17 protein-coding genes are annotated in these 26,463 nt (G+C 35.9%); 4 read left to right on the top strand and 13 right to left on the bottom strand.

Going from position 1 to position 26,463, the window contains the following annotated elements; all coding sequences use genetic code 11:
* Positions 1-67 precede the first annotated feature (67 nt).
* The 5 genes from J2W95_RS09805 to J2W95_RS09785 all read right to left on the bottom strand — a co-directional run bounded on the left by J2W95_RS09805 (position 68) and on the right by J2W95_RS09785 (position 10,101).
* Positions 68-2,074 (bottom strand): glycoside hydrolase family 97 protein, encoded by a 2,007-nt coding sequence (locus J2W95_RS09805; RefSeq protein WP_310006864.1) that lies wholly within the window; start codon positions 2,072-2,074, stop codon positions 68-70.
* Positions 2,075-2,172: 98 nt separating this feature from the next.
* Positions 2,173-4,572 (bottom strand): glycoside hydrolase family 31 protein, encoded by a 2,400-nt coding sequence (locus J2W95_RS09800; RefSeq protein WP_310006430.1) that lies wholly within the window; start codon positions 4,570-4,572, stop codon positions 2,173-2,175.
* A 30-nt stretch (positions 4,573-4,602) separates the two neighbouring features.
* On the bottom strand, positions 4,603-7,086 hold the full coding sequence (locus J2W95_RS09795) for a glycoside hydrolase family 2 TIM barrel-domain containing protein (RefSeq protein ID WP_310006428.1): 2,484 nt from the start codon (positions 7,084-7,086) through the stop codon (positions 4,603-4,605).
* A gap of 196 nt (positions 7,087-7,282) precedes the next feature.
* On the bottom strand, positions 7,283-8,605 hold the full coding sequence (gene xylA, locus J2W95_RS09790) for a xylose isomerase (protein ID WP_310006426.1): 1,323 nt from the start codon (positions 8,603-8,605) through the stop codon (positions 7,283-7,285).
* Between the two features lie 2 nt (positions 8,606-8,607).
* On the bottom strand, positions 8,608-10,101 hold the full coding sequence (locus J2W95_RS09785) for a xylulokinase (protein ID WP_310006424.1): 1,494 nt from the start codon (positions 10,099-10,101) through the stop codon (positions 8,608-8,610).
* Between the two features lie 331 nt (positions 10,102-10,432).
* Here J2W95_RS09785 and J2W95_RS09780 point away from each other — a divergent pair, with 331 nt between their 5' ends.
* The 4 genes from J2W95_RS09780 to J2W95_RS09765 all read left to right on the top strand — a co-directional run bounded on the left by J2W95_RS09780 (position 10,433) and on the right by J2W95_RS09765 (position 13,997).
* Positions 10,433-11,152: an NUDIX hydrolase gene (locus J2W95_RS09780; RefSeq protein WP_310006422.1), complete on the top strand. Its 720-nt coding sequence runs from the start codon at positions 10,433-10,435 to the stop codon at positions 11,150-11,152.
* Between the two features lie 151 nt (positions 11,153-11,303).
* Positions 11,304-12,578 (top strand): Y-family DNA polymerase, encoded by a 1,275-nt coding sequence (locus J2W95_RS09775; RefSeq protein ID WP_310006420.1) that lies wholly within the window; start codon positions 11,304-11,306, stop codon positions 12,576-12,578.
* Positions 12,569-13,009, top strand: coding sequence for a LexA family protein (locus J2W95_RS09770; RefSeq protein ID WP_310006418.1), 441 nt, complete (start codon positions 12,569-12,571; stop codon positions 13,007-13,009). The genes J2W95_RS09775 and J2W95_RS09770 overlap by 10 nt, the downstream gene beginning before the upstream one ends.
* Positions 13,010-13,211: 202 nt before the next feature.
* Positions 13,212-13,997, top strand: coding sequence for a polysaccharide deacetylase family protein (locus tag J2W95_RS09765; RefSeq protein ID WP_310006415.1), 786 nt, complete (start codon positions 13,212-13,214; stop codon positions 13,995-13,997).
* A gap of 97 nt (positions 13,998-14,094) precedes the next feature.
* Here J2W95_RS09765 and J2W95_RS09760 read toward each other — a convergent pair whose 3' ends face one another.
* The 8 genes from J2W95_RS09760 to J2W95_RS09725 form a co-directional block, all read right to left on the bottom strand.
* Positions 14,095-15,780, bottom strand: coding sequence for a sodium/sugar symporter (locus J2W95_RS09760; RefSeq protein ID WP_310006413.1), 1,686 nt, complete (start codon positions 15,778-15,780; stop codon positions 14,095-14,097).
* A 309-nt stretch (positions 15,781-16,089) separates the two neighbouring features.
* Positions 16,090-17,127: a UDP-glucose 4-epimerase GalE gene (gene galE / locus J2W95_RS09755; RefSeq protein WP_310006411.1), complete on the bottom strand. Its 1,038-nt coding sequence runs from the start codon at positions 17,125-17,127 to the stop codon at positions 16,090-16,092.
* Positions 17,120-18,178, bottom strand: a complete 1,059-nt coding sequence (locus J2W95_RS09750) for a UDP-glucose--hexose-1-phosphate uridylyltransferase (protein WP_310006409.1) — start codon at positions 18,176-18,178, stop codon at positions 17,120-17,122. The genes galE and J2W95_RS09750 overlap by 8 nt, the downstream gene beginning before the upstream one ends.
* 1 nt (position 18,179) lies before the next feature.
* Positions 18,180-19,349: a galactokinase gene (gene galK / locus J2W95_RS09745; RefSeq protein WP_310006407.1), complete on the bottom strand. Its 1,170-nt coding sequence runs from the start codon at positions 19,347-19,349 to the stop codon at positions 18,180-18,182.
* Positions 19,350-19,436: 87 nt separating this feature from the next.
* Positions 19,437-21,863 (bottom strand): DUF4982 domain-containing protein, encoded by a 2,427-nt coding sequence (locus tag J2W95_RS09740; RefSeq protein WP_310006405.1) that lies wholly within the window; start codon positions 21,861-21,863, stop codon positions 19,437-19,439.
* Between the two features lie 46 nt (positions 21,864-21,909).
* Positions 21,910-22,944, bottom strand: coding sequence for a glycoside hydrolase family 53 protein (locus J2W95_RS09735; RefSeq protein WP_310006403.1), 1,035 nt, complete (start codon positions 22,942-22,944; stop codon positions 21,910-21,912).
* Between the two features lie 12 nt (positions 22,945-22,956).
* Positions 22,957-23,967 carry an aldose epimerase family protein gene (locus J2W95_RS09730; RefSeq protein WP_310006401.1) on the bottom strand — a complete coding sequence of 337 codons (1,011 nt, stop codon included), beginning with the start codon at positions 23,965-23,967 and terminating at the stop codon, positions 22,957-22,959.
* 198 nt (positions 23,968-24,165) lie between these two features.
* The gene (locus tag J2W95_RS09725) at positions 24,166-26,388 is read right to left on the bottom strand and encodes an alpha-galactosidase (protein WP_310006400.1); all 2,223 of its coding nucleotides are present in this window, start codon (positions 26,386-26,388) and stop codon (positions 24,166-24,168) included.
* Between the last annotated feature and the right edge of the window lie 75 nt (positions 26,389-26,463).

The following is a 26,463-nucleotide window of genomic DNA, read 5'->3' as shown; positions in this document are numbered from 1 at the left end:
TTTTAAATCGTTATAGAAAATAACCCAATAGAATTTCAATCCTATTGGGTTTAAAAATAACTGTGTTTTATAGTTTTTTAAATCGGATAGCTGTTCCGCCAGCGCCACCTAAATGCAATTTCAATACATCTGAAGCTTTTACTGTTTTCTTAGAAATCGCTACAGCAGATGGATTGTGTGTTTCATCTGTACCTTCGGCATCAGCATAAATCTGAGCTTCGTAACTAGCATTTTTATCTAAGAAAGACAATGAAACTTCTACATCACGTGCTTTTTCGTTTGTGATAGTTCCCAAATACCAATCGGCACTGTTTCTGTCTTTACGAACTGTTGTGATGTATTCTCCAATTTTCCCTTCCAATACTTTGGTGTCTTCCCAATCTGTAGGAACGTCTTTTAGGAATTGTAAAGCAGGTTTCCCTTCGTAATTTTCTGGAAGATCGGCCATCATTTGAATTGGAGCATAAATAGTTACATATAATGCCAATTGCTGTGCCGTTGTTCCATGAACTCTTTTCCCTGGATAACCTTGTTTTACCTCAACATCAAAAATCCCAGGTGTGAAATCCATTGGTCCAGAAAGCAATCTAGTAAAAGGAATAATAGTCAAATGGTTTGGCGGATTTCCTTCGCTCCAAGCATTGTATTCTTGCCCTCTTGCAGCTTCTCTTGAAACCATATTTGGAAAAGTGCGGCGTTCTCCTGTATCTTTTATAGACTCATGGTACAATACAGCCAAATCATATTGAGCCGCTTTTTCTAAAATATATCTGAAATAATTCACTCCAAATTGTCCAAAGTGATTTTCTTTCATGTTTAATTTAGAACCCACGTGTCCAATTTTAACCGAATGCATTCCTAACTTTTTGTACAAAGCAAAAGCATCGTCAACTTCTTTTAAGTAATTAATCAAGTTTGAACCTGTTTCGTGATACCCAATTAGCGCAACCCCTTTTTTATTTCCGTACTCGACTACTTTTTCTAAATCAAAATTGTCTGCACTTTTTGTGAAACTAAACATGTGCATTTTGTTTTCATACCAAGCTGGTGTCCACCCTTTGTTCCAGCCTTCGATCAATAAATGATGAAAACCTTGTTTGGCAGTAAAATCCATATATTCTTCTGCACGTTTCGTTGTTGCTCCTTGAATTGGGCTTTCCCAAAATGAATATTTCCCGATATGCATTCCCCACCAAATTCCGAAATATTTATAAGGCTTAAAATAACTTGTATTAGCTAATTTATTTGGTTCGTTCAAATTTAAAATCAAATAAGACGTAATTAAATCCCCAGGTTTTTCTCCAATTTGAAGCGTTCTCCAAGAAGAAGTAAACATATCCTTTACACGAACTTTTACACCATCAGACCAAGGCACCAAATCAGATTTAAGTTGTGTACCAGTAGTATTTACCAAAGTCATACTCGCAAAATCAGTCAAGTTTGCTTCGTGAAAACTCAATGCCAATCCACTTTTACTTTCAATAGTAAGAGGCGTTAAAACCGTATCAAGAGTACTTACGGGTGCGTCTTTAAAAAGATACTCATCGCGGTTTTCTCTATTTGCTGGAATCCACCACGCTTTACCATCTTCCTTCAGGTTGAAAGTCGTTTTTTCATCCATGATGAAAATACTGTCTTTCGTTCCTTGCTTTGGATACACATATCTAAAGGCAATACCGTCATCATAAGCACGGAACTGAATTTCCAATTTGCGTTTCTCATTGCTTTTTTGTTGCAATTTCACTACCATTTGGTTATAGTGGTTTCTGATTTTTTTCTTTTCTCCCCAAACCTGTTCCCACGTTTCGTCAAAAGTGGAATTTTCGACTTTTATAATGTCAAATTTTTTGCTAAAATCTTCATTGTTTTTCAGCGTAAATCCCATGTCAGATGGTGTAATTAGCTGCGTTTTTCCGTGGGAAACCGCATACTTTGGTGCGCTGTCCACCAACTGGAATTGAATTTTGTTTTTCCCTGTTGGAGAAGCCAATTCATAGGATTTTGTTTTTGTGCCTTGAGCATTACCTATACTTATGGATAGTAATAGAGCGGGAAGTATCAGTTTCTTAATCATTATCATTGTCTTATATTTTTATGGTCTTTCATTATAATTAATCGGGGGCTAGACTTTTCCAGAACCCCGATTAAAAAACTAAACTAACTCAACATAATTTATTTTATCCACTCGGTTTTCAAAGTGGTTTTTCCGCTTAATGGATTTGATGTTGGTTCAAAATTGCTTCCTTTTTTGGAAACTGTAATCGTTTGTACTGCGTCAGTTCCTGGTAAGAACACTTTAGCGGTCGCTGTATTTGTAGCATCAGTAGCATAAACCTTTAAAGTTAATTTGCTCCAATCCATATCTTTTGTTGATTGTGCCAATCCAATATGAGGAATCGCAGAACCGTCTCTAACCAAAACTATGATTGGTATATCGCCTGCTTTGATTTTGTGCCATCCACCTTGATATACTTTCTTAGTTTGGTAATCAATCCAAGTTCCTGTCGGAAGATAAACATCTCTTTCGGTTACTTCTTCAAATAAAGGAGCTACCAACATATTAGATCCAAATAAGTATTCATTGTCAATTAACCAAGAACCTGGATCATTTGGATATTCAAGAAATAAAGCACGCATCATTGGCAATCCTTTTTGAGAACTTTCTTTAGCTTGTGCATAGATATAAGGCATTAACTCATAACGCATATTATCGGCGTTTCTAAATCCTTCCAAAAAGTCTTTGCTGTACAACCAAGGCTCGCGCGGAGGTTCACCATGACTTCTTACGTGAGAAGTAAGCATCCCGAAAGGAGCCCATCTTCTGTATAAATTCTCAGGTGCTTTGGTTGCAAATCCTCCTACGTCATGACTCCAAAAACTGAAACCACTTAATCCTAATGAAAGTCCACCTCTTAATTCGGAAGACATTGCTCCATTACTTGTTTCAGAATCTCCACCCCAATGTAATGGATAACGTTGGCTTCCTGCCCAAGTACTTCTAGCCCAGATTAAAGTATAACCTTTTTCTTTTTGAGTAATTTCGGCAACCGCTTTGTTGTAACGCAATGGGTATAAATTATGTTCGTAGAAACCAGTACGTCCTGAATGATAAATTCCGTCTGGTGGTGCAGCTTCTCCAAAATCTACTTTGAAAACAGAAACTCCTTGATCAAATAATTTTTTCAATTTTCCTTGGTACCAAGTCACAGTTGCAGGGTTCGAAAAGTCTAAAACAGCATCTTCATACGGCAAGTTCCCTTTACGGTCTTTTACAGCAAGATCTTTGTCCATTATTTCATTGAACAAGGTGTTTTTTGGAGAGAAATAAGGTAATTGCCATAGACAAACTTGGAAACCGTCTTCTTTCATATCCGACATCATTTTCACAGCATCTGGAAAACGCTCTTTCGAAAATTCGTAATTGTTTCTCCAGTCTACATCAAACCAACCTGTATCAAAGTGAATTACATCGGTTGGGATTTTATAAGCACGTAAATCTTTGGCAACTTGACGACCTTCTTTTTCAGAGAAATAAGTGATACGGCTCATCCAAAAACCAAATGACCAAAGTGGTGGCATTGCTGCTTTTCCAGTAAGGTTGGTATATTCATCCAATATTTCTTTTGGCTCTCCGATGAAGAAAAACAAATCGGCTTCATCATCTCCAATGTACATTTCATTGGCACTGCCAAAATATTTACCAAAATCAACTGTGATAGGTGTTGAATGGTGCATGAAAACTCCGTAACCACGGCTGCTCATGTAAAACGGAACTGGCTTGTACATGGTTTCGTTTTGAATACCATTGGCATCATCTGTCCATAAAACCACTTTTTGTCCACGTTTGTTGAATTGGGTAAAAGACTCTCCACAACCAAATATTTTTTCGTCTGGTTCTAAACTAAAAGCTGCTCCCATACTTCTAGAATAATCGCTATTTCTACGTACAAACGAGAACGGAAGTGATGGTGTATATCCGTTTGCAAAATCAGAATTATGAAGCGTACTCGTTAATAGCTTTCCTTTTTCATCATAAATTTTTACGTGCCATGGTTTTGACAAAATCTCAACAGAACCATGTTTGCTCGTGTATTTATAACCGCCTTCTATTTTAGAAGATTTCCATAATTCCGGGTGGTTTGGAGCTACTCCGTCAACGAGCATCAAAGATTCTTTTTCAGGATGGAATTGTGGTCCAGAAGTTGTTTTGATACGAATAGAACGATCTGATACAAACTGAATTTGGAAAGGCAATTCAGGAGAAACCGCATACTCCGTGGTTGGAAATTCATTCGAAGGAACAACACTTGGCTTCATCATCATATTGTTGAAAGCCTGACGCGTTTGATAATTGTAACGCAAATATTTTATAGTTCCTTTTCCTGTTGCAGGATCAAAACTAGCTAACTCATCAGCAAAATAAAAGGTATTCAAATAATTCTCAAAATCCTTACTGATATCTATTGGTGCGTTTAACACATCTGCATTTTGAATTTGTGCCGAAGCTTTTGGCGAAAGCAACAATCCAAAACCCATAAAAAGCGATAAGGAAGCTAACTGTATTTTCTTCATTTTGGTTATTTTTGGTTATTTAGTTAATATCTATTTTGCTGTAATTACAATTGTCTTTTGTTTTAGTCCGTTTGCCTGCGCTGTTAATTCTATTTTGCCTCCTTTGGTGCCAGACTGAACAACAACTAAACATTTTCCGTTAAGCGCAGTATGTTTTGAACCTTTGTACGATTCATGACTTACTGGATCTCCGCTACAAACCCCTACGATTGTTCCATTTCCTTTCAATGAAAATTGAATTTCGTTGTTAGCTTTTGGCGAAAGCACACCATTTGCATCAGTGATATCTACAGTTACGAAAGATAAATCATTCCCATCAGCTCTGATAATTGGTCTGTCTGCAGACAATTTAAAAGTCGCAGGTGCTTCAGCGGTTTTTATTTCGGATTCTAAAACTGTCTTTCCATTTTTACGGGAAACCGCTTTTAATGTTCCCGGCTGAAAAGGAATTCTCCACATTACATGCAAATCGTCTCCTTTTTTACTTTGGACGCCAACTGATTTTCCATTTAAGAAAAGTTCAACTTCATCAGCATTATTGTAGTATGCCCAAACATCCACGTTCTGTCCTGCTGTCCAATTCCAATGTGGAAAAATATGCAAGACCGTTTTGTTTGTCCATTCACTTTGGTACATATAATACACATCTTTTGGGAAACCTGCCAAATCCACAATTCCAAAATAGGAACTGATAGACGGCCATTCATAAGGAGTTGGTTCACCAATATAATCGAAACCAGTCCATATGTACATTCCCGCAAGGAAATCGTATTTTTTCATCACTTTCCAAGTCGCTTCGTGAGTAGAACCCCAAGGTGCCTGAACCTGATCGTAAGCAGATACTGTATTACCTGGGTTTCCATCGGTAAATTTAAGATCCCATCTTACCGGCCATTTCTTAATCTGATCTGAAACCGCATCGTAATAACCGCGAGTTTCTAGAGCTGAAGTCGTTTCCGTTGCAATGAAAGGGGTGTTTGGAAAGTTTTTTTGATGGTGCTCAAAAGTTTGATGTGCATAATTGTATCCTATAATATCCAAAGCTCCCGAAGTTGCTAATTTATTGAAATAAGTTTTAGAATTTTCAAATTGCAGTGTTACCGCATCAATATCCATATTAACAGCTGGATTCATTCCGGCAGTCACTAATCGCGTGGTGTCTAATTTTTTCACGATTTCGGATAATTCTTTGGCAATTATTGGACCTTCATCACTCCATTGTTCTGGAATTTCGTTTCCGATACTCCACATAAAAATACTTGGATGGTTACGGTCTCTAAGAATTTGATCCTGCAAATCTCTAACGTGCCATTGATCCCAGTCAAGACTGTAATCGTATTTGGTTTTGGCTTTTTTCCACATGTCAAATGCTTCGTCCATAACTATGAAACCCATTTTGTCGCAAAGATCTAAAAGCTCAGGTGCTGGTGGATTATGAGAAGTTCTAATTCCGTTTACCCCCATTCCTTTGAGAATTTCCAACTGGCGCTCAATAGCTCTAGTGTTGATGGCTGAACCCAATGGCCCTAAATCATGGTGCATACAAACACCTTTGATTTTGACTTGTTTTCCGTTTAAAAGAAAACCTTTGTTTAGGTCAAATTTGAAATATCTTATTCCGAAGTCGGTCTTGTATTCGTCAACAATCTTGCTGTCTACGCTAATTGTTGTAACCGCAGTGTATTGTTCTGGTTTTTCATCAGACCATAAAACTGGATTATTAACCAAAACATTTTGATTAAGAACCTGATTTGAGTTTGCAGCAATGGTTATATTTTGGGTAACCGAAGTTACTTTAGTGTCATTTTTAAAAATAGTAGTAGTTACTATTGCATTTTTAGAAACTGAATTTTGATTTTTAATCGTAGTTTCAAGATTTACTGAAGCTTTATCAGCAGTAACTTTTGGAGTAGTAATATAAGTTCCCCATTGTTCAACATGTAATTTATATGTTGTTTCCAACCATACGTTTCTAAATATCCCTGAACCGGAATACCAACGTGAATTTGGTTGTTTTGAATTGTCAACCTTAACAATTATTTCATTGTTTTTATCTCCGTAATTCAAGTAAGGAGAAAGGTCATATTGAAAACCAAGATACCCGTTTGGGCGTTTGCCAAGATAATGTCCGTTGATCCAAACTTGGCTATTTCTATAAACTCCGTCAAAAAGGATTGACGTTATTTTTTCTTTATTCTCAAGAGCAATCTTAAATGTTTTTTTGTACCATCCCAAACCTCCGTTAAGAGCTCCTCCGCCATAACCAGCTGGGCTTTTTTCGTCAAATTTACCTTCAACACCCCAATCGTGCGGTAGGCTTAATGTTCTCCAACTTGTCGCACTGTTGATCGTATCTTTATCTTTTATACTATCATTCAAATGAAAACTCCAACCTGAATTAAAGGAAACTTTTCGATCATTAAATTTTTCATTATTTGATGTTTTGAACGCTGTCAAAAGAAGAAAGCATACAAACAGTAATCCTATTTTTTGATATGAAGTCATCTGAAACATAATGCTATCAATTTTAAAATAACCTGGAAATAATTTTAAATACTTCCAGGTTATTGGTTTTTGTTGTACAAAACCTGACTACAGCATAAACACACTGAACAGGAGTGACATATAAAAAGAAAGCATTGTCGATGTACAATATTTACTTTTCATAATAACAATTGGTTAATTTAAATTGGTATTGATTGTATTGGTTCTAAAAAGCATTTGCAATAATTTGTTCAAATAGTTCTTGTTTTCCACTTATTGCCTGAGGCTCACCTTTTGCACGAGCAATGGCACTTAGGTCCTCTAAAGAAAGCTCTCCTCTTTCAAACTTGGCTCCGTTATCACCGTCAAATGATCCGTAACGTTTTTGACGCAATTCTTTATAGTTGGTATTTTTTAAAATATGATCTGCACAGATAAGTCCTCTGGCAAAAACATCCATTCCTGCGATATGCGCAATGAATTTATCTTCGATATCAATTGAATTTCTTCTCACTTTTGCATCAAAGTTGATTCCTCCGCCTTGAATTCCACCGCCTTCTAAGATTACCAACATAGATTGAGTAATTTCAAAAACATCAATAGGGAATTGATCCGTATCCCATCCGTTTTGATAATCTCCACGATTAGCATCGATACTTCCCAACATTCCAGCATCTACAGCCACTTGTAATTCATGCTCGAAAGAATGTCCTGCAAGAGTTGCATGGTTCACTTCCAAATTCAGTTTGAAATCGTTTTGAAGACCATGTTTGTGAAGAAAACCTAAGGTTGTAGCCGCATCAAAATCATATTGATGTTTCATCGGTTCCATTGGTTTTGGTTCAATAAGGAAAGTTCCTTTAAACCCTTGTTTGCGAGCATAGTCTCTACATATAGTCAAGAAACGTCCCATGTGTTCTAATTCTCTTTTCATGTCGGTGTTCAAAAGACTCATATATCCTTCTCTACCACCCCAGAAAACATAATTTTCTCCACCTAAAGCAATCGTAGCATCAATAGCAATTTTGGCTTGAGCTGCAGCATATGCCACTACATCAAAATTTGGATTAGTTGAAGCTCCATTCATATAGCGAGGATTGCTAAATAAGTTTGAAGTTCCCCATAACAATTTGATTCCAGTTTCTTCTTGTTTGATTTTAGCATAAGCCACCAAAGCTTTTACACGAGTTTCAAATTCTTCCAAAGTAGGCGCATCGTCTACCATGTCAACATCATGAAAACAGTAATAAGGTATTCCTAGTTTGCTCATGAATTCAAAAGCAGCATCCATTTTATCTTTGGCACGTTGAATAACATCTTCGCTTTTATTCCATTCAAATGTTTCGGTTCCTGGACCAAAAGGATCTCCTCCTGTATTACATAAGGTATGCCAGTAAGCCATAGAAAAACGCAAGTGTTCTTTTAAAGTTTTACCTGCCACTACGCGATTTTCATCATACCATTTGAAAGCTAACGGATTATTACTTTCTCTACCTTCAAATTTTATCGTATCGATATTTTTAAAATAAGTTTGTTTTGTTGTAGCCATAATTATGATTCTAGTTTAATATGATTTTTCCATTCTTGGTATATTTCCTGATATTGTGCCGTCAATATTGGATTTGGTTCTATTCTTTCTATGCATTTTAAACCATCAAAAGCTTGATCCAAAGAAGCGTAATAGCCAAAACCGTAAGCAGCTCCTCGTGCAGCACCTTCCGATCCTGAGGTATTATATAATTCTAAAGTTGTTTGTGTTGTATTGGTGAAGATTTCTCTAAAAACAGGGCTTAAAAAAAGGTTGGCATTTCCGGCACGCACAATTTCTCCAGAAGCTCCAACCGATTTCATAACATCAAAACCATAATTCATCGCAAATACAATTCCTTCACAAGCCGAACGAATCAAATGACCTGACTGATGAATATTGAAATTCAAGTTTTGAATTCCGGAATTGGCATTTTTATTATTAAAAATACGCTCAACTCCATTTCCAAAAGGATAAAAACGTAAGCCTTCACTTCCAGCAGCTACTTTCGCAGCTTCGGCGTTAAGAGCTTCATAAGCGATTAAACCAGTTCTGTCTGTCGACATGATTTTACGCAACCATTGGTACAAAATTCCAGAACCGTTGATACACAACATTACTCCGTTATTTTTTTGAGCCTTGGTATTGTTGACATGCAAAAAGGTATTGATACGGTTTTCCTTGTCATAAACATCTTGGTCACTTACAGCATAAACCACTGCCGAAGTCCCTGCAGTTGTTGCAATTTCTCCTGGTTTTAAAACATTCAATGACATGGCATTATTTGGTTGATCACCACCTCGGTAAGTGATTTTCACATCTGTATTCAATCCTAATTCTGATGCAACATCTGGGTGTACAGTTGCTTGAAACCCAAAGTTGGGAACAATTTCAGGAATCTTATCTACGGGAAGTCCCATAGCTTGCAGCACTTCTGTTGCTAGAGTTCCCTTGGAGAAATTCCACAAAGCGGCTTCCGATAAGCCCGAAGTACTTATTTGTGCTTTTCCAGAAAGTCTTGCAGCTATGAAATCGCCCGGAAGCATCATGTAAACTGCTTTTTGAAAAATCTCTGGTTCATTTTGCTGAACCCATTTTAATTTGGAAGCCGTAAAATTTCCAGGACTTCCAAGTATTTGTTGCTGACAGGATTCATGTCCGATTCTGTCATAAACTTCATTTCCTATGATTGCGGCTCTACTATCACACCAAATGATAGAAGAACGAACTGGGTTCATATTTTCATCGGTCAATACCAAACCATGCATTTGATAGGCAATCCCAATTCCAGCAATCTTTTTTAAATCGATATGTTGTTTTGAACCTAGAGATTGAATACCATTTTTCACGTATTCCCACCACTTATTAGGGTCTTGTTCTGCCCAGCCAAATTTAGGCGCTATAATATCCATCTCAAATTCAGGAACAGTTACTGCCGCAACAGTAATTCCTTTATCGGCATCAAATACCGATAGTTTTATGGATGAACTTCCTAAATCGATTCCTAAAAAATACATATTCTTATTATTATATGATTGACTTATTACTGTTTTTTGTACTTTTGGTCAAATAAACCATAACGTTATGGTTAATTTGACTACAAGTATAGGGCTTATTTTTCATATTAACAAAAATATGTATCGAAATATTTGTAATTAACAATAAAAGGGGGCTGTTTTTACTGATATCTTATATGAAAAACTGATTTTGATCTGGTTTTTATCATTCACACTGTTAAATTACTGATTATCAAATGAATTAAACACAATTAATTTACAAAATTTATTTTTTTGTGCACAACCCAACTCGTTAAAAAAATATTAATTTAGTGCTAAACTTTATAAGGCAATGAGCGGAAAAAATACTGATAAAGATCTAATACAAACTGTGGAACAATCTGCCATGAATGCCATTACCATTGACTGTGTTATATTTGGTTTCGACAACGGTATTCTGGAAGTCCTTTTGGTACAACATGCCGAAGGTATCAGTAAAGGAAAATGGGGATTGCCAGGTGGTTGGATAAATAAAAAAGAAAGCACAGATGATGCCGCTCACCGTTTGTTAGCCGAACTTACCGGTATGGACAATATTTACCTTGAACAGCTAAAAGCTTTTGGAGAACCCGACCGTTTCCCGTTGAGAAGGGTAATTACCATTGGCTATTATGCTTTGGTAAAAAGAGAAGACTACAATATTAAAGCAGGTTTTACGGCTTCGGATGCCAAATGGTATAAGATTAACGAAATACCAGATTTAATTTATGACCATAATGAAATACTAGCCTACAGCATAAAAAACTTACGCCACAGAGTGCGTCAAGCTCCAGTGGGCTTTAATCTATTACCAGAAAAATTCACCTTATTGCAACTCATGCATTTATACGAAGAAATTTTAGGTGTAGAAATGGACAAATCCAATTTCCGCAGAAAAATTCTACACATGAAATTACTGGTTCCATTGGATGAAAAACAACAAGATGTTTCCCATCGAGCGGCACAATTATATAAGTTTGACCCAGAAATTTACGAAAAACTTACTCAAAAGGGTTTCAACTTTGAGTTTTAGTTTAGACTAATATACTATCATTTCAAAGTACTATCCATACAATAGGTAAAATGAAATAGATAAATTACAATCTGCTTTTTACTTATCAACAGTTCCAAAAATTAACTCCCAATACCCAAGAGCATACCCCACTATTCCGTAATTTTGCGGTATGTATGCTTTAGTCGATTGTAATAATTTCTATGCTTCCTGCGAACGTGTTTTTCAACCGAAATTCAACGGAAAACCTGTTGCGATATTATCCAACAACGACGGCTGCGTGATTTCCAGAAGTAATGAAGCCAAGGCTGTGGGAGTTCCTATGGGAGCACCTGCATTTCAGATTAAGGAATTGGTCAAAGAGAAAAATATTCAAATATTTTCTTCCAATTATCCTCTATATGGTGATCTGAGTAATCGAGTGATGGCTATTTTGGCACAGTTCACTCCCAACGTAGAAATTTATAGTATTGATGAAGCCTTTCTGAATTTTAACGGTTTGAATGTTTTGGATTATCACGATTATGGACTTCAAATGAAAAATCGTATCCAAAAATGGGTCGGCATTCCAACTTGTATTGGCTTTGCCGAAACCAAAGCACTCTCAAAAGTCGCCAACAAAATTGCCAAAAAATTTCAGGACAGAACCAAAGGCGTTTATGTCATTGACAGCGAGGAAAAACGAATCAAAGCTTTGAAATGGACAAAAATTGAAGATGTTTGGGGCATTGGTTACCGAACTATAAAGAAAGTCAAACTACGCAATATCAATACCGCGCTCGATTTTATCCAACCACAGCACGAAGCTTGGATTAAAAAAGAAATGGGGGTTGTTGGCCTTCGCCTAAAATATGAATTAGAAGGCAAATCTGTTCTCGACCTAGAGCCCATTGTCGAACAAAAAAAGAGCATTACTACCACCCGAAGTTTTCCGAAACAAATTGCCGATTTTGATTTACTTCGAGAACGAATAACCACTTTCGCCGCCGTTTGTGCCGAAAAACTACGCAAGCAACATTCCTGTTGTCACACCATTATTGTAATGTTGGTAGTCGATAAACATTCGGTTAAAACGTCCCAATATTATTTTAATATGGCGGTAACATTACCCTATGCGAGCAATTCGACTTTAACCATAACCAATGCTGCTGTCGAAATATTGAAGAAACTGCACGAAGGCAACGAAGGAATCAGGTTCAAAAAAGCGGGAGTTATACTCACGGAATTAATTGATGAAAACCAAAAACAATTCCATTTATTCGAAGAAGAAAACCCCAAACATTTGGCTTTAATGAAAGTGATGGATCGACTGAACCACAAAATTGGCGATACCAAAATAAAATTGGCCTCCCAAAATTTAAGCCTAACTTGGAATATGAACCAAAATCATCTTTCGCCCAGATATACCACTAATTTCAAAGATATTCTCGAGATACAATGTCTATAAAAAAAGAACAAAAGCTTACCTTTTTCCGTCCCGACTTTGAAAGCGACAGGCAAATTCCGTATATAAATGAAGGCGTTTCGGCCGGTTTCCCCTCGCCTGCTGCCGATTTTATGGAAACCAATATCGATTTAAATAAAGAACTAAGCGAAAATCCTTTGGCTACTTTTTATATCAAAGTCAAAGGCAACTCGATGATTGATGCCGGCATCAACGACAAAGATGTATTGGTTGTGGACCGAAGTCTGGAACCGCAAAACAACAAAATTGCGATTTGCTGTATCGATGGCGAGTTCACCGTAAAACGCATTCAGGTCGAAAAGGACTGTTTGTACCTCATGCCCGAAAACTCCAATTACGAACCCATAAAAGTCACCGAAGAAAATCAACTCATCATTTGGGGCATGGTGACCTACGTGATAAAGAAAGTGTGATTTTTTAGTTTCTTAAAAACCATATAAAGTCGTAAGTTCATTTAAAAAAGATTTTATCTAAATAAATAGGACACTTATCCAACTCTTTGATTTATAAAAAATAGTGGGTATGTTTACAAAATAAAGCCTTCATAAAATCGACAAAACGATTATTTTAAGCGTGTCTTTAAATATTAATTAAACCTATCAACGACATATTTCCATGAAATTAAAAAGCGTCCTTATTCTGTCCCTACTGTCGATAGCACATAACTTATGCCTTGCCCAAAACTGGAATGGTAAAAAATGTGCTGTAGTATTAACTTATGATGATGCACTAAATGTACACCTTGACAAAGTAATTCCTGCACTTAATTCATTCAACTTCAAAGGCACTTTTTATCTCATCGCCTCATCGCCTGTAGTTACAAACAGAATTGAGGAATGGAAAACTGCTTCTGAAAAAGGCCATGAATTGGGAAATCACACATTATATCATCCTTGCGATGGCAGTTTGCCAGGCCGTGACTTTGTGGGCAAAGACAATGACCTATCCAGCTATACACTTGACAGAGCCGTAAAAGAAATACGAACAGCAAACCAACTTCTAAAAGATATTGATGGCAAATCAGAACGTACTTTTGCCTATCCCTGCGGAGATTTAAAGATTAGAGACACACTTTACTATGATTATTTGAAAAATGATTTTGTAGCCGCAAGAGGAGTTGAGTCAGGATTCCTTCAAGCAAGAAAAGTAGATTTAGCCAATGTCAATTCGTTTGTAGAAAATGGAACGACCGCAACACAAATGATAGCTCAAATTGAAGAAGCTGAGAAATCTGGGTCATTTATCGTTTTCTTATTTCATGGCGTTGGTGGTGAACATCCCATGAATATTCATTTGGAAGAACATCAAAAATTACTACTCTACTTAAAAGAAAAAGAAAAGGATATTTGGGTTACCTCCATGGTTGATTTGGGTAAATACATTCAAAAAAAACAGTCCTAGTAAAATTTTATTTAAACAAAGATTTAGCATATCCAAAAAAAAAGTGTGAAACCGAACGAATTCAGTTTCACACTTTTTAAATAAGTAACTAACTTTTTTACCAGAACTTCACGTATAATGAAGCAATAATCAATAGTGTTATTACAATCAACACTGTTGTTTGTGGTTTTACTTTGAACATTTCAGTATCCAATTCGAATGCTTTTGGATTCACTTTTGGCCCAGCAAAACTAATACCAATCATAAGAAGCATTGTAAATGCAAATGACAATCCCATACAGATATGGAATGGAATTTCGAAACCACCTTTTCCATTAGGCCAAGCCGTATATAACAAAGTTTCATTTCCAAGTAATGCAGGTGCAAACTCATTGAAAAATACCGATAATAAGAAACCGGAAATTACACCTACAATTGCAGCCGTACCAGTTGTTCTTTTCCAGAACATACCTAGGAAGAACATCGCAAATACCCCTGGGCTAATAAATCCTGTATACTTTTGGATGTAAGTGAATCCACCCACACCACCAATTCCTAACAAGTCATTCCAAGTAAATATAACAGCAAGAAGCATCGCTGCAAAAACAGCGTATCTTCCGATATTTACCTGAGTTCTGTCTGAAGCTCCTTTTTGAATGTATTTTTTGTGTACGTCCAAAGTATAAATAGTAGAAATACTGTTTACTTTACCAGCCAAAGAGGCTACAATTGCTGCTGTCAAAGCCGCCACAGATAATCCTTTCAAACCTGTAGGAAGGAACGTCAACATTGCAGAATATGCTCCGTCTTTTCCACCAACCAATTGAGGTAAATGTCCGTTTTCGTATAAAACATAAGCAGCGATACCTGGTAACATTACGATAAGAGGCATTACTAATTTCAACAATCCTGCGAACAAAATACCTGTACGAGCCGTTTGCAAATCAGCACCCAAAGCTCTTTGAGTGATGTATTGATTACAACCCCAATAGTTAAGGTTGATAATCCAAATACCCGCCAAATAAGACATTAATCCTGGAAAAGTAAGATACTTGTCTATTTCCAATTGAGAAGAAGTAGCTGTCGGTCTTGGAATAATCATTTTGAAATGCTCTGGAGCTTTTTCCATCAATACTTTGAAACCAGCAATTGCATCTTGACCAAAACCAAAATAATGTCCTACCGTAGTCAAAGCAATATAAGAAGTAACCAATCCTCCAATAATCAAAACTGCTACCTGAATTACGTCAGTATAAGCTACCACTTTCATACCTCCCAAAGAGATAAGTAAAGCAAAAACTGCCAGACCTACCATAATTACATGCAGATACTCTCCGCCTGCAAGTCCGTTAATTGCAACAGCCCCTAAGTATAAAATAGAAGTCAAGTTTACAAATACATATAAAAACAACCAAAAAACAGCCATAATCAAAGCTGTTGATTCGTTATATCTTGTTTTCAAAAATTGAGGCATTGTATAAATCTTGTTTTTCAAATAAACAGGAATAAACCAAACGGCAACAATAATCAAAGCAACAGCAGCAAGCCACTCATATGCAGCAACAGCGATTCCTAAAAAGAATCCTTCACCACTCATCCCTATAAATTGTTCAGCCGAAATATTTGAAGCGATTAATGAAGCTCCGATAGCCCACCAAGTTAATGTTCCTTCTGCAAGAAAGTAAGCTTTCGCATCGTGCTCGTTTTTTTCACGCTTGCGATAAATCATGTATCCATAAGCGGATACAAGGACAAAATAAATAATAAATACTGCGTAATCCGCAAAAGCAAGGTTTTGGCTCATGAGTAAATAGTTGTTTTAAAATTAATATTAATAAATGTGGTATTCTTTTGTTCTTTTATTTTCAATCTGAAATCTACTGTTTTATTTGTTATTAAAACACATCTTTTTAGAAAAAACTTTGCAATTCAGCAATGTAATCATATCTAAAATATCATATGCATTTTAATTCCATTCTTTTTTTATGAATTATTAAAGCCAAATGTAAAATAAAAATATTTATTTTTAATACTTATAAATGTGTTTTTTACATTTATTTTAGATTTAACACTTAACAACCCTAAACAGTACGATTATCCTGTTTAATTCTAATTATTTCGATGCAAATTCAGGACTGGTTCGAATCTTTTGTTCCCATTTCCAGGCACTGGCCATAGCTTCTTCCAGAGTCGAAACGGTTTTCCATCCCAAAACGTTATTCGCTTTATCGGTATTGGCGTAAGCCGAAGTCACATCTCCTTCTCTTCTTTCCACAATTTTGAACTGCAATTTTTTCCCACTCACTTTTTCAAAAGCGGCAATCACTTCCAATACAGAACTTCCTGTTCCTGTTCCCAAATTAAAGATTTCCAATTGCTCAGCATTCTTTTTGCTCAATAATCTTTGCAAAGCAATAACATGAGCTTTCGCTAAATCGACTACATGAATATAATCACGAACGCAAGTTCCGTCAACTGTTGGATAATCATTTCCATAAACCGATAATTCGGCACGCAAGCCCATTCCAGCTTGAGTGATAAATGGAACTAAATTTTGAGGTACACCAATAGGCAATTCTCCAATTTCGGCTGAGGGATGCGCACCGATAGGATTGAAATAACGAAGCAAAATAGCATTAATACTACTCACTTTCACTACATCGGAAATAATTTCCTCACCTATCTGTTTTGTATTTCCGTAAGGAGACAAAGCCGGTTGAATCGGAGTTGATTCAGCAATTGGCATCACTTCGGCTTGACCATAAACCGTACAGGACGAACTGAAGATAAAATGTGCTTCTTCCTTTTTTTCTAATTCCTGCAAAATATAAACCAAGGACCCCAAGTTGTTTTCATAATACAACAATGGATTTTGAACGCTTTCGCCGACTGCTTTTGAAGCTGCAAAATGAATTACTCCCGTAACATCATCATGTTCCTTAAAAAAATCTTGAACGGCAGTTTTCTCTCTTAAATCGATTGCGGAAAAAATCGGTTTTTTACCAGTAATACGTTCAATACCATTCATAACTTCAACAGAAGAATTCGAAAGATTATCTATCACGACTACTTCAAAACCTTGATTTTGCAATTCGACAACGGTATGAGATCCTATGAAACCCAAACCGCCAGTAACTACTATCTTACTCATTTTGATTATTTTTATAATGCACCTCTGGTAATGCTTTCAATACTGCAGCACTTTTTTCTGGAGTAATATCTCTTTGCGCTTCTCCCATCATTTCGTAACCAACCATAAATTTCTTTACAGAAGCCGAACGCAACAACGGTGGATAAAAATGCATGTGAAATTGCCACTCTGGGTGTGATTCCCCATCAGTTGGTGCTTGATGAATCCCTGAAGAATACGGAAAAGAGGTCTCAAAAAGATTATCGTATTTTATCGTTAATGTCTTTAAAATAGAAGCATAAGCCGAAACTTCTTCTGATGTGAACTCGGTAATTTTTGTAATATGTCTTTTGCTAATAATCATTGTTTCAAATGGCCAAATTGCCCAAAAAGGAACCAATGCAACGAAGTGTTCGTTCTCAATTACGATACGTTCCTTCAGTTTTAATTCTTCTTTCAAATAATCCAGCAAAAGATTACTTCCATTTTTCTCAAAATAGTCTTTCAAACTATTTTGCGTTTTTTCAACTTGGGTAGGCAAAGAAGACTGCGCCCAAATTTGCCCATGTGGATGTGGGTTACTACATCCCATAACACTTCCTTTATTTTCAAAAATCTGAACGTGATTAATGTAATCAACATTACCTAAATCTGTGTATTCTTTTTGCCAAGTTCTAATAATTGTCTCTATTCCTGAAAGTTCCATTTCAGGCAAAGTCAAATCGTGTCTTGGTGAGAAACAAACCACTTTAGCTATACCACGTTCAGGTACTGCTTTAAAGAAAGTTGGTTTCAACTCATCTTCAAACAAAATTGGCTCTTGTTTTACAGCAGCAAAGTCATTCTCAAAAACAAAACTTGATTCATACTTCGGATTGTTTTCTCCATTGGCACGCACATTTCCTGGGCACAAATAACAAGTTGCGTCGTATTCAGGAAGCGTATCCGTATGAATTTTTTCGTTTTGTCCTTGCCAAGGTCTTTTTGCTCTATGCGGAGATACTAAAACCCATTCATTAATTAATGGATTGAACCGTCTGTGAGGATCTTCGTTTATATCAAAATTTCTCATCTTAATTTCTATTATATAATGATGTACCGTTTCCGATTTTTACATCATAAATTTTCAATTCTATATCAAAAGCCTCTTTATACAATTTAGTAAGTTTTGATTTAATGGCTTCTTCTTCTCCTTTTTTAATCAAATTGATGGTACAGCCACCGAAACCACCTCCCATTAATCGAGATCCAATTACTGCTTTTTCTTGTTTTAAAGTATCTACAATAAAATCTAATTCATCACAACTTACCAAATACTCTTTGGATAAACCTTCGTGAGTTTCGAAAAGCAATTTACCTAATTCTTCGATGTTTCCATTATCCAAAGCTTCGCAGGCAAGTGCTACACGCTTAATTTCTTTAACCACAAAATGACATCTGACAAATACATTTGGTGTCATTTTATCTCTCAGACTAATCACATGGTTTTCGTTACAATCTCTGAAACTAGTAATTTCCTGAAAGTTACTTTTTATAATCGAAAGTCCTTCTTCACACTCTTCTCTTCTGGTATTATAAGCCGAAGAAAACAGAGAATGCTTTACATTACTATCGAATAAAATAAGGGAATAATCATTGAAATCGGCATTGTGATATTCGTATTCCAATGTTTTGCAATCAATTTTTATGACTTTATTTTCCTGCCCCATCACACTAGAAAACTGATCCATAATCCCGCAGTTAATTCCAACCCAGTGTTCCGCTTTTTGTCCCATTAGAGCAATGTTCACTTTAGGAATTGTCAAATTGAAAAGCTCTTTGATTCCAAAAATTGTCCCGCACTCTAAAGCTGCCGAAGAAGACAATCCCGAACCGACCGGAATGTTACTGCTAAAAACACAGTTGAAACCATCGAACGAAAAGCCATTATCCTGCAATTGTTTAATGACACCTAAAATATAATTCGTCCAAACGACTTTGCTCAATACAATCTCTTGCGTTAAATCAACTTCAAATTCTTCATTTAAATCGATAGCAACAATTTTAGATTGCTTCGAATTGTTTTTTGCAAAAGCGAAACAAATAATCTTGTCGATGGCAGCCGGCAAAACATACCCGTCATTATAATCGATATGTTCTCCAATGATGTTAATTCTTCCCGGAGAAAGGACTGTTTTTTCGGGAGCGATGCCAAATTTATCCTGAAAAAAAGCAGTCGTTTTGTTAATTAATAAATCGTTCATTTTCTTTAAATTACTATTATTTTAAAATTGTTCAAGTATTCGATTTTAAAGTCACGCTTGAACAACAATTTTCTTTTTTAGATCTTTTTATTTAGTAGATGTCAACGTTAATTTACCACTCTTAAGCCCTGCACCATTTACTTCTAGTTTTACCTCACCAGCAGTTGTAGTCGATTTTACAAGCACTACCAATTTTCCGCTGAAAAGTTTCATCGTGTCTTTATGAAACATTTCTAGTGAAGTAGCATCGCCATTACAGGCAGCTCTGTAAGTACCTGCTCCTGTAACTTTAAATTTTAACTGGTTTGTTGCCGTAGGACATGGAATTCCATTTTTATCAACTACAGATACTGTTACGAAGGATATATCTTCTCCATCGGCTGTGATGGTTTTCCTGTCTGCGTCCAAAACAATTTGATAAGGTTTGCCGGCAGTTTGCACTTTTTCTTCAGCTACAGCTTTACCATTGTCATCATAAGCTACAACTTTTACCGTTCCCGGCTCATACTTCACATCCATCCACATCAGACGGTAGCGGTTTTGAGGTGTGTTTTTGTTTTTTTTCTGCACTCCCATGCTTTTGCCATTTATAAAAAGCTCAGCACTGTTGTAGTTCGTATAAACAAAAACAGGAGTTGTCTCTCCTTCACGGCCTTCCCAGTTCCAATGTGGCAGGATATGAAGAGTTGGTTTCTCTGTATTCCAACGGCTTCTGTATAAATAATAGCGATCTTTTGGCAAACCAGCTAAATCGCTAATTCCAAAATAAGAACTTCGAGACGGCCACATTTCATCGTAAGGAGTTGGTTCCCCTAAATAATCAAAACCTGTCCAAACGAATTCTCCGATTACCCAAGGTTTATCATCCTGAAGCACGAAATCTTCATCAGGCACATTAGACCAACTGCAGGCTTCCAAATCATAAGATGAAGATTGAAAATCAGGGTATTGCTTATCTTTTTCTTGAACAATAGGAAATTTATAAATCCCTCTAGAGCTAACAGTTGAAGCTGTTTCTGAACCTAAAATAAATCCTTGCGGGAATTTTTTAAATGCCTCATCATATAAATGCACGCGATAATTTAATCCTGGAATATCCAACAAAGCTCCAAAACCAGACTCCATAGTCGCTTTTACCTGATCCATACCAACAGTTACCGGACGTGTCGGGTCTTCTCTATGAAATATTTCCTGTAACCATTTGGCACGTTTCACCCCTTCTTCTCCCCATTGATCCGGCACTTCATTTCCAGAACTCCACATCACAATAGAAGGGTGATTTCTTGTTGCCTGCACTAAATTCACGACATCTTTTTCAGCATATTCCTCAAAAAAGCGATGATAGCCATTATCTACTTTTGCCTTTGCCCATTCATCAAAACTTTCTGCTAGAAACATGAAACCCATTTCATCTGCCAACTCAAGCTGCTCGAAAGAGGGCATATTGTGTGAACTGCGTATTGCATTACAACCAAGATCTTTCAAAATCTCCATTTGTCTGCGCAACGCGGCTTTATTAACTGCAGCTCCTAGGGGACCAAGATCGTGGTGAAGACAAACCCCTTTAAATTTGGTTATCTTTCCATTAAGGCTAAAACCTTTATTCGCCTCATATTTTATTTCTCGAATTCCAAAACGTGTTGAAACCTCATCTTTCAGTTCATTTCCAACGTACAATTGGGAAACTGCTTTATACAAATAAGGGGTTTCAGGACTCCATAATTTTGGCTTTTCGACTTTTAAATTTTGATCGAACTCTCTTCCGAATTTTAAAGTCGATTCCTCTGAGCTTAGTTTCTTTCCTTCGGCATCAAAAATAGTGGTGACTAAACGACTGTTTTCTCCAGAAGTTTTTGTCTTAATATTGACTTTTGCAATTGCTGCACTTATAAAAGGAGTCGTTACAAACTGTCCCCATTGGTCAATACTTTCGTTATTTTTTACAATAAGACTTACTTTTCGATACAAACCGGCACCTGGATACCAGCGCGAAGCAAATTCTTTATTGGTTAGTTTTACAGATAATGTGTTTTCTCCTTCTTGTATGAATTGGGAAACATCAAAATAAAAATAACTATAACCATACGCCCATTCTCCAATTTTTTTCCCATTTAAATACACTTGAGGTTCACTCATTGCACCTTCAAAAAGCAGAATTATTTTTTTTCCTTTTGAATCTTTTGGCAATGTAAATTTATTGCGGTACCACGCTGTCCCGATATGTGGTAAAGCTCCAGTACGTCCTGTTTTTTCGGTAGCAACTTTTTCTCCATTTTGAACAATGGCAACTTTCTGTATATCTACATTTTTATCAAAAGGTCCGTAAATTGCCCAATCATGAGGAACAGTTACGGATTCCCATTTCGAATCATTAAAATTTACTTTAGTTACCTCTTCAAAATCACCTTTTTGAAATTTCCAATTGGCATCTAACACTTTAACCACTCGTGTTTGAGACAAAGCTATTTGCGTAAATACTAAAAATACAACAAGAATAATTATCAATTTCTTCATTTTCAAACTTATATAATTATAAATCATTTCCCCTTTTATTGCTTTACTATTCTTTAAACGCATCCAAAGCCATTGACGGTTTTCCATCTGATCTCCAAGCACTCAATTCATAATGGCTCCATGATTTTGCTCCTTGAGGTTCCCAATAAATTACGCCTAGCCCTTTATTATTTGGCACTGCTTTTACCGCTTTTATAACAGCTACTAACATGTCATGTGTATTTTGTTCCTGTGTATCAATGCCGCCAACCTCAACAACCATTACTTCTTTGTCATATCTGGATGCCATGTCATTTAGGTTATTAGCCAAATCGGCAATGTTTTCTTTGTAATCAGTTTTAATCCAAAATGGATAATATGACAATCCGATCACATCATACTTCACATTATTGGCTTTCGCATTATCAAAAAACCATCTGAACTTTTTACTGTTATTTCCTTCGTCCAAGTGAACAATCACTTTGATTTTAGGATCTATAGCTTTAGTCGCTTCGTATCCTTTGTTCAGTAGTTGTGCCAATTGACCGAAGTTATCTGTACTTCCTTCAGGCCATAACATACCACCTGGAATTTCATTCCCCACCTGTACCCATTCCGGTGTAATCCCTACTGATTTCAAAGCTTTCAGAACATCTGTTGTGTGGGAATAAACATCATTCAGCAACTCTGAAAAAGTATGATTCTTCCATGCCGCAGGCTTATTTTGCTTGCCAGGATCAGCCCAAGAATCACTGTAATGAAAGTTAATCATGATTCGCATTCCCATTTTTTGTGCGCGAATTGCCATAGCTACTGTCTCTTCCTTACTGCAATGTCCACTTGCTTTATCATCCGAAGGATTTACCCAAACGCGTAGTCTAATAGTATTCATCCCTCTGTCTTTCAACAATTGCAGACAATCTTTTTTGCTACCGTCCGCATCATAGAATTGATATCCGGTGACTTCCATTTGTGGTAACCAACCCACATCAGCCCCTTTGGCAAAAGAATTTTCTTTGGCTACCTCTGTTGACTTATTGGTAGTACAACATGAAAAAACCAATACCACAATAATTACCAATGAACAAAATACTTTTTTCATTATGGTTTTATTTTAAAATGATTGAAATTTATAAATTGTATTATGAGAATACTTTTCACCTTTTTTTAGAGTAGCATTAGGAAAATGTTCGTGATTAGGTGCGTCAGGAAAGTTTTGTGTTTCAAAACAAATACCACTTAACGGATGATAATCTGCATTTTCTTTTCCTTTTACTGTATTAAAACAATTTCCTCCAACATAGATATGAACTCCAGGCTGGTCGGTATACACTGTCATTTTTAAATTATTGTTCTTATTAAAAAGGGAAGCGGCAAATTCGTCCTTTCTATCCAAAACAAAAGTGTTATCTATTTTGGAAGGACATTTTTTTGGTGTAAAAAAATCAAAGTCGGTATTTTCTAATTCTAAAAACCTACCAGTTGGAATACTGTCAGGAGAAACTTCTAATATTCTGTGAGTATTTACTATTAATTCCTGATTTGAAATATTGGATAAATGACCGTCCAGATTAAAATAACTGTGGTGAGTCAAATTTACAACAGTATCTTCTGTAGTCTTGGCAGAATATTTAATAAGCAATTCGTTCTCTTCAGTTAGGACATATGTAAGTTCCACTGTTAATTCCCCAGGATAATTACTTTCATTAGCGGGACTCAAATAAACAAAAGTAATAGATGGACTGTTACCTTCTTTCACCTCCTTAACCTCCCAAACTTTTTTGCTGAAATTATCATTTCCTCCGTGTAAGGAATTCTCGTTATTATTTTTGTCTAAATGGATGCTTTGTCCATTTATATTAAAAGTAGCTTTACCAATTCGTCCAGCATAACGGCCAACAGTAGTACCAAGATAAGGTGCGCTTTCTAAATCAAAAGATTTTATATAATCATCCAATGTGTCAAAACCTAGAACTACATCAATCGTCCCCCCTTTTTTCAATGGTATTTTTAGTGATGTAACTGTAGCTCCATAATTGATTACTTTCAAAGTCGCTCCCCTTTTGTTTGTTAACTCATAAGAATTCACAACTTTTCCTTCAGGTGTTATTCCAAATAATTTCATTCCAGAATCAATTTTAATTTATGAATTGTGTTTTATTTCCATTGTTTTATTATGAAATTTTAAATCCAAATGTAGAATAAAATTCAAGGTATACATACCAGTACCTACCAGTTTTGAATATTAAAAAAAACCTCGAATGTTTATCATTCGAGGTTTTCTTACTTTTCAAAATATATGCTTGTTTTTTATGATCCGAAGTTATTTCACTTCCGTTATCTCAAGTACGACACTGGTTCTGTACAAATTTACATTCGGATTAATTCCTACTTTCATAAGAAAATCACCAGAAAAAATATTTTCAGAAGGCATTTTCGAACTGGCTCCTGGATATATATTTAGTTCTTTTACCGCATATTTTTTATTTGGATCTAATCCTTTCAAAACTACTGGTAGTGCAGTTGCCGTCATCATAAATCGATTATTCACTAAATAATTAAAAACGACTGCTTTGCCCTTGTCTTTATCAACATACATTAATGACGCAATATCATTTTCATGCGGATTCACCAAACGATACAAATCACCATGCCAAACAACATCTTTGAATGAGTCATAGTTTTTTATCGCTTCTTTGCAAAATAACTTATCCTTATCATTTAAATGACTAACCACAATATCAAACCCTAATTTACCCATACTCGCTACATCAACTCTGAATTTCAATGGTTGTTTTCCCCAGTCAGTAACGTGATTATCTGTTGTAATGGAAGGGAAGAAATAAGAATAATCCCATTGCATAAATATTCTTTCAATAGGCTCGGTATCATCACTTGGCCAGAATTCCGTAAAGTATTTTAACATTTCATAATCCCCGCGCCCGCCGCCGCCGGAGCATAACATCATAGGAACTTTAGGATATTTAGCACGGATTCTCTCTAGCACTTTATACAAACCTCTTATGTAATCAACATATAAATTAGATTGAGGAATTCCTTTTTTGTTAAGATAAGCTGAATAAGCGTTGTAAATAACAGCGTTGCAATCCCATTTTATAAATGCCAATTCTGGATTTTTTACGAAAAGGTCGTCTACAATTCCAAACACAAAATCCTGCACTTCGGGATTTGATAAATCAAGTACTAATTGGTTTCTATAATATACTTCTGGTCTTTCCGGTTGGCGAATTACCCAGTCTAAGTGCTTTTCATACAACTCGCTTTTAGGATTTACCATTTCAGGTTCAATCCAAATTCCAAATTTAATCCCTTCTTTTTTTGCTTCTTTTACTAAATAGCCTAATCCATGAGGTAATTTTTTTGCATTCTCTTTCCAGTCACCAAGGCCTGCTTTATCATCATTCCTAGGATATTTATTTCCAAACCATCCATCATCCAACAAAAACATATCTACTCCAATATCTTTAGCATCTTTGAATAAAGAAGATATTTTGTTTTCATCAAAATCAAAATAGGTTGCTTCCCAGTTATTTAACAATGTAAGACGTTCTCCTTCACCATCTAACACTCTATATTTTCTTGCCCAGTCATGAAGATTTCTACTTGCCTCGCCAGTACCATTATTAGATAAAGCATATATCAGAGAAGGTGTTTTAAAAACTTGGTTCGCAGGCAAAAGATATTCTGAAGCATATGGATTAACCCCAGCAATAAGACGAAGATTTTTTGACGAATCAATTTCAAAATCTAATTTAAAATTACTGCTCCAAGCCAATTGCCCTAGCATAACTGTACCATCAGTATCTGAAGCAGGCTTCCCAAAAGATAAAATAAAATTAGGATTTTGAAGCAACATTGCTCTTGTTCCCAGTTTAGAATCTACAGTTCTAATTCCCTGTAAAAGTTTTGACTCAATAGGCTGCATTTCTTTTAAATACTGTCCTTGAAAACTGGTCAAATAAAAATCTTTATTGGTGAAATATAAATTGGCTGAAGCAAATTTCTGCAACAAAACTGCCTTCTTTTCATTATGTTTTATTTCCGTCCATTGTTCAATTACATTCTCCTTTGCCCAAATTTTATAAAACAAAGTTACCTCAAATGGATAAACAGGATCTTTCAAAACGATACTTGTAATGGAAGAATTAGCGTCAAACTTTTCTGTTTTATGACTTACATATTTAAGTTCCAAAGACGGATTCCCATCTGCATGTTTTACTTGAATAGCTGGTTCCGAAAGATTCCAAGTTCCTGCAGGAGTATAGGTTCCATTGTAAATTCCTGCATTTTCATCTTTGAAATTATAAGCTCCAGAAACTGCTAGATATTCACCAGTATTTGCCAGAGGTTTCCCAAAATAGACTGTCATCAAACGATTATTGTCATCTGTTTGCAACAAGATCATATTGCTATTGGTGGCGATAGGTATTGTAACTTTTTGCGCCCATAAACTGATGACACCAAACATAAAAAACAATGTAAAAACCCGTTTTTTATTTAAACAGAATTCTAGTTTTTCTTTCATAATAATTAATTTTAACGACATCCTTTCTATCACCCAATTTATTTCACTCCTATTTTAGAAATTATAAATAGGAGT

This window comes from Flavobacterium granuli, from assembly GCF_031456055.1.
GTDB classification, from domain to species: domain Bacteria; phylum Bacteroidota; class Bacteroidia; order Flavobacteriales; family Flavobacteriaceae; genus Flavobacterium; species Flavobacterium granuli_A.
Note: the sequence above shows the minus strand (reverse complement) of the source record. Positions and strands in the feature narration are given on the sequence as shown.

What these genes read in the sequence shown, in the direction of transcription:
- J2W95_RS09805 (WP_310006864.1), bottom strand. Translation starts at nt 2,074, where the DNA reads ATGATTAAGAAACTGATACTTCCCGCTCTATTACTATCCATAAGTATA.
- J2W95_RS09800 (WP_310006430.1), bottom strand. Translation starts at nt 4,572, where the DNA reads ATGAAGAAAATACAGTTAGCTTCCTTATCGCTTTTTATGGGTTTTGGA.
- J2W95_RS09795 (WP_310006428.1), bottom strand. Translation starts at nt 7,086, where the DNA reads ATGTTTCAGATGACTTCATATCAAAAAATAGGATTACTGTTTGTATGC.
- xylA (WP_310006426.1), bottom strand. Translation starts at nt 8,605, where the DNA reads ATGGCTACAACAAAACAAACTTATTTTAAAAATATCGATACGATAAAA.
- J2W95_RS09785 (WP_310006424.1), bottom strand. Translation starts at nt 10,101, where the DNA reads ATGTATTTTTTAGGAATCGATTTAGGAAGTTCATCCATAAAACTATCG.
- J2W95_RS09780 (WP_310006422.1), top strand. Translation starts at nt 10,433, where the DNA reads ATGAGCGGAAAAAATACTGATAAAGATCTAATACAAACTGTGGAACAA.
- J2W95_RS09775 (WP_310006420.1), top strand. Translation starts at nt 11,304, where the DNA reads ATGTATGCTTTAGTCGATTGTAATAATTTCTATGCTTCCTGCGAACGT.
- J2W95_RS09770 (WP_310006418.1), top strand. Translation starts at nt 12,569, where the DNA reads ATGTCTATAAAAAAAGAACAAAAGCTTACCTTTTTCCGTCCCGACTTT.
- J2W95_RS09765 (WP_310006415.1), top strand. Translation starts at nt 13,212, where the DNA reads ATGAAATTAAAAAGCGTCCTTATTCTGTCCCTACTGTCGATAGCACAT.
- J2W95_RS09760 (WP_310006413.1), bottom strand. Translation starts at nt 15,780, where the DNA reads ATGAGCCAAAACCTTGCTTTTGCGGATTACGCAGTATTTATTATTTAT.
- galE (WP_310006411.1), bottom strand. Translation starts at nt 17,127, where the DNA reads ATGAGTAAGATAGTAGTTACTGGCGGTTTGGGTTTCATAGGATCTCAT.
- J2W95_RS09750 (WP_310006409.1), bottom strand. Translation starts at nt 18,178, where the DNA reads ATGAGAAATTTTGATATAAACGAAGATCCTCACAGACGGTTCAATCCA.
- galK (WP_310006407.1), bottom strand. Translation starts at nt 19,349, where the DNA reads ATGAACGATTTATTAATTAACAAAACGACTGCTTTTTTTCAGGATAAA.
- J2W95_RS09740 (WP_310006405.1), bottom strand. Translation starts at nt 21,863, where the DNA reads ATGAAGAAATTGATAATTATTCTTGTTGTATTTTTAGTATTTACGCAA.
- J2W95_RS09735 (WP_310006403.1), bottom strand. Translation starts at nt 22,944, where the DNA reads ATGAAAAAAGTATTTTGTTCATTGGTAATTATTGTGGTATTGGTTTTT.
- J2W95_RS09730 (WP_310006401.1), bottom strand. Translation starts at nt 23,967, where the DNA reads ATGAAATTATTTGGAATAACACCTGAAGGAAAAGTTGTGAATTCTTAT.
- J2W95_RS09725 (WP_310006400.1), bottom strand. Translation starts at nt 26,388, where the DNA reads ATGAAAGAAAAACTAGAATTCTGTTTAAATAAAAAACGGGTTTTTACA.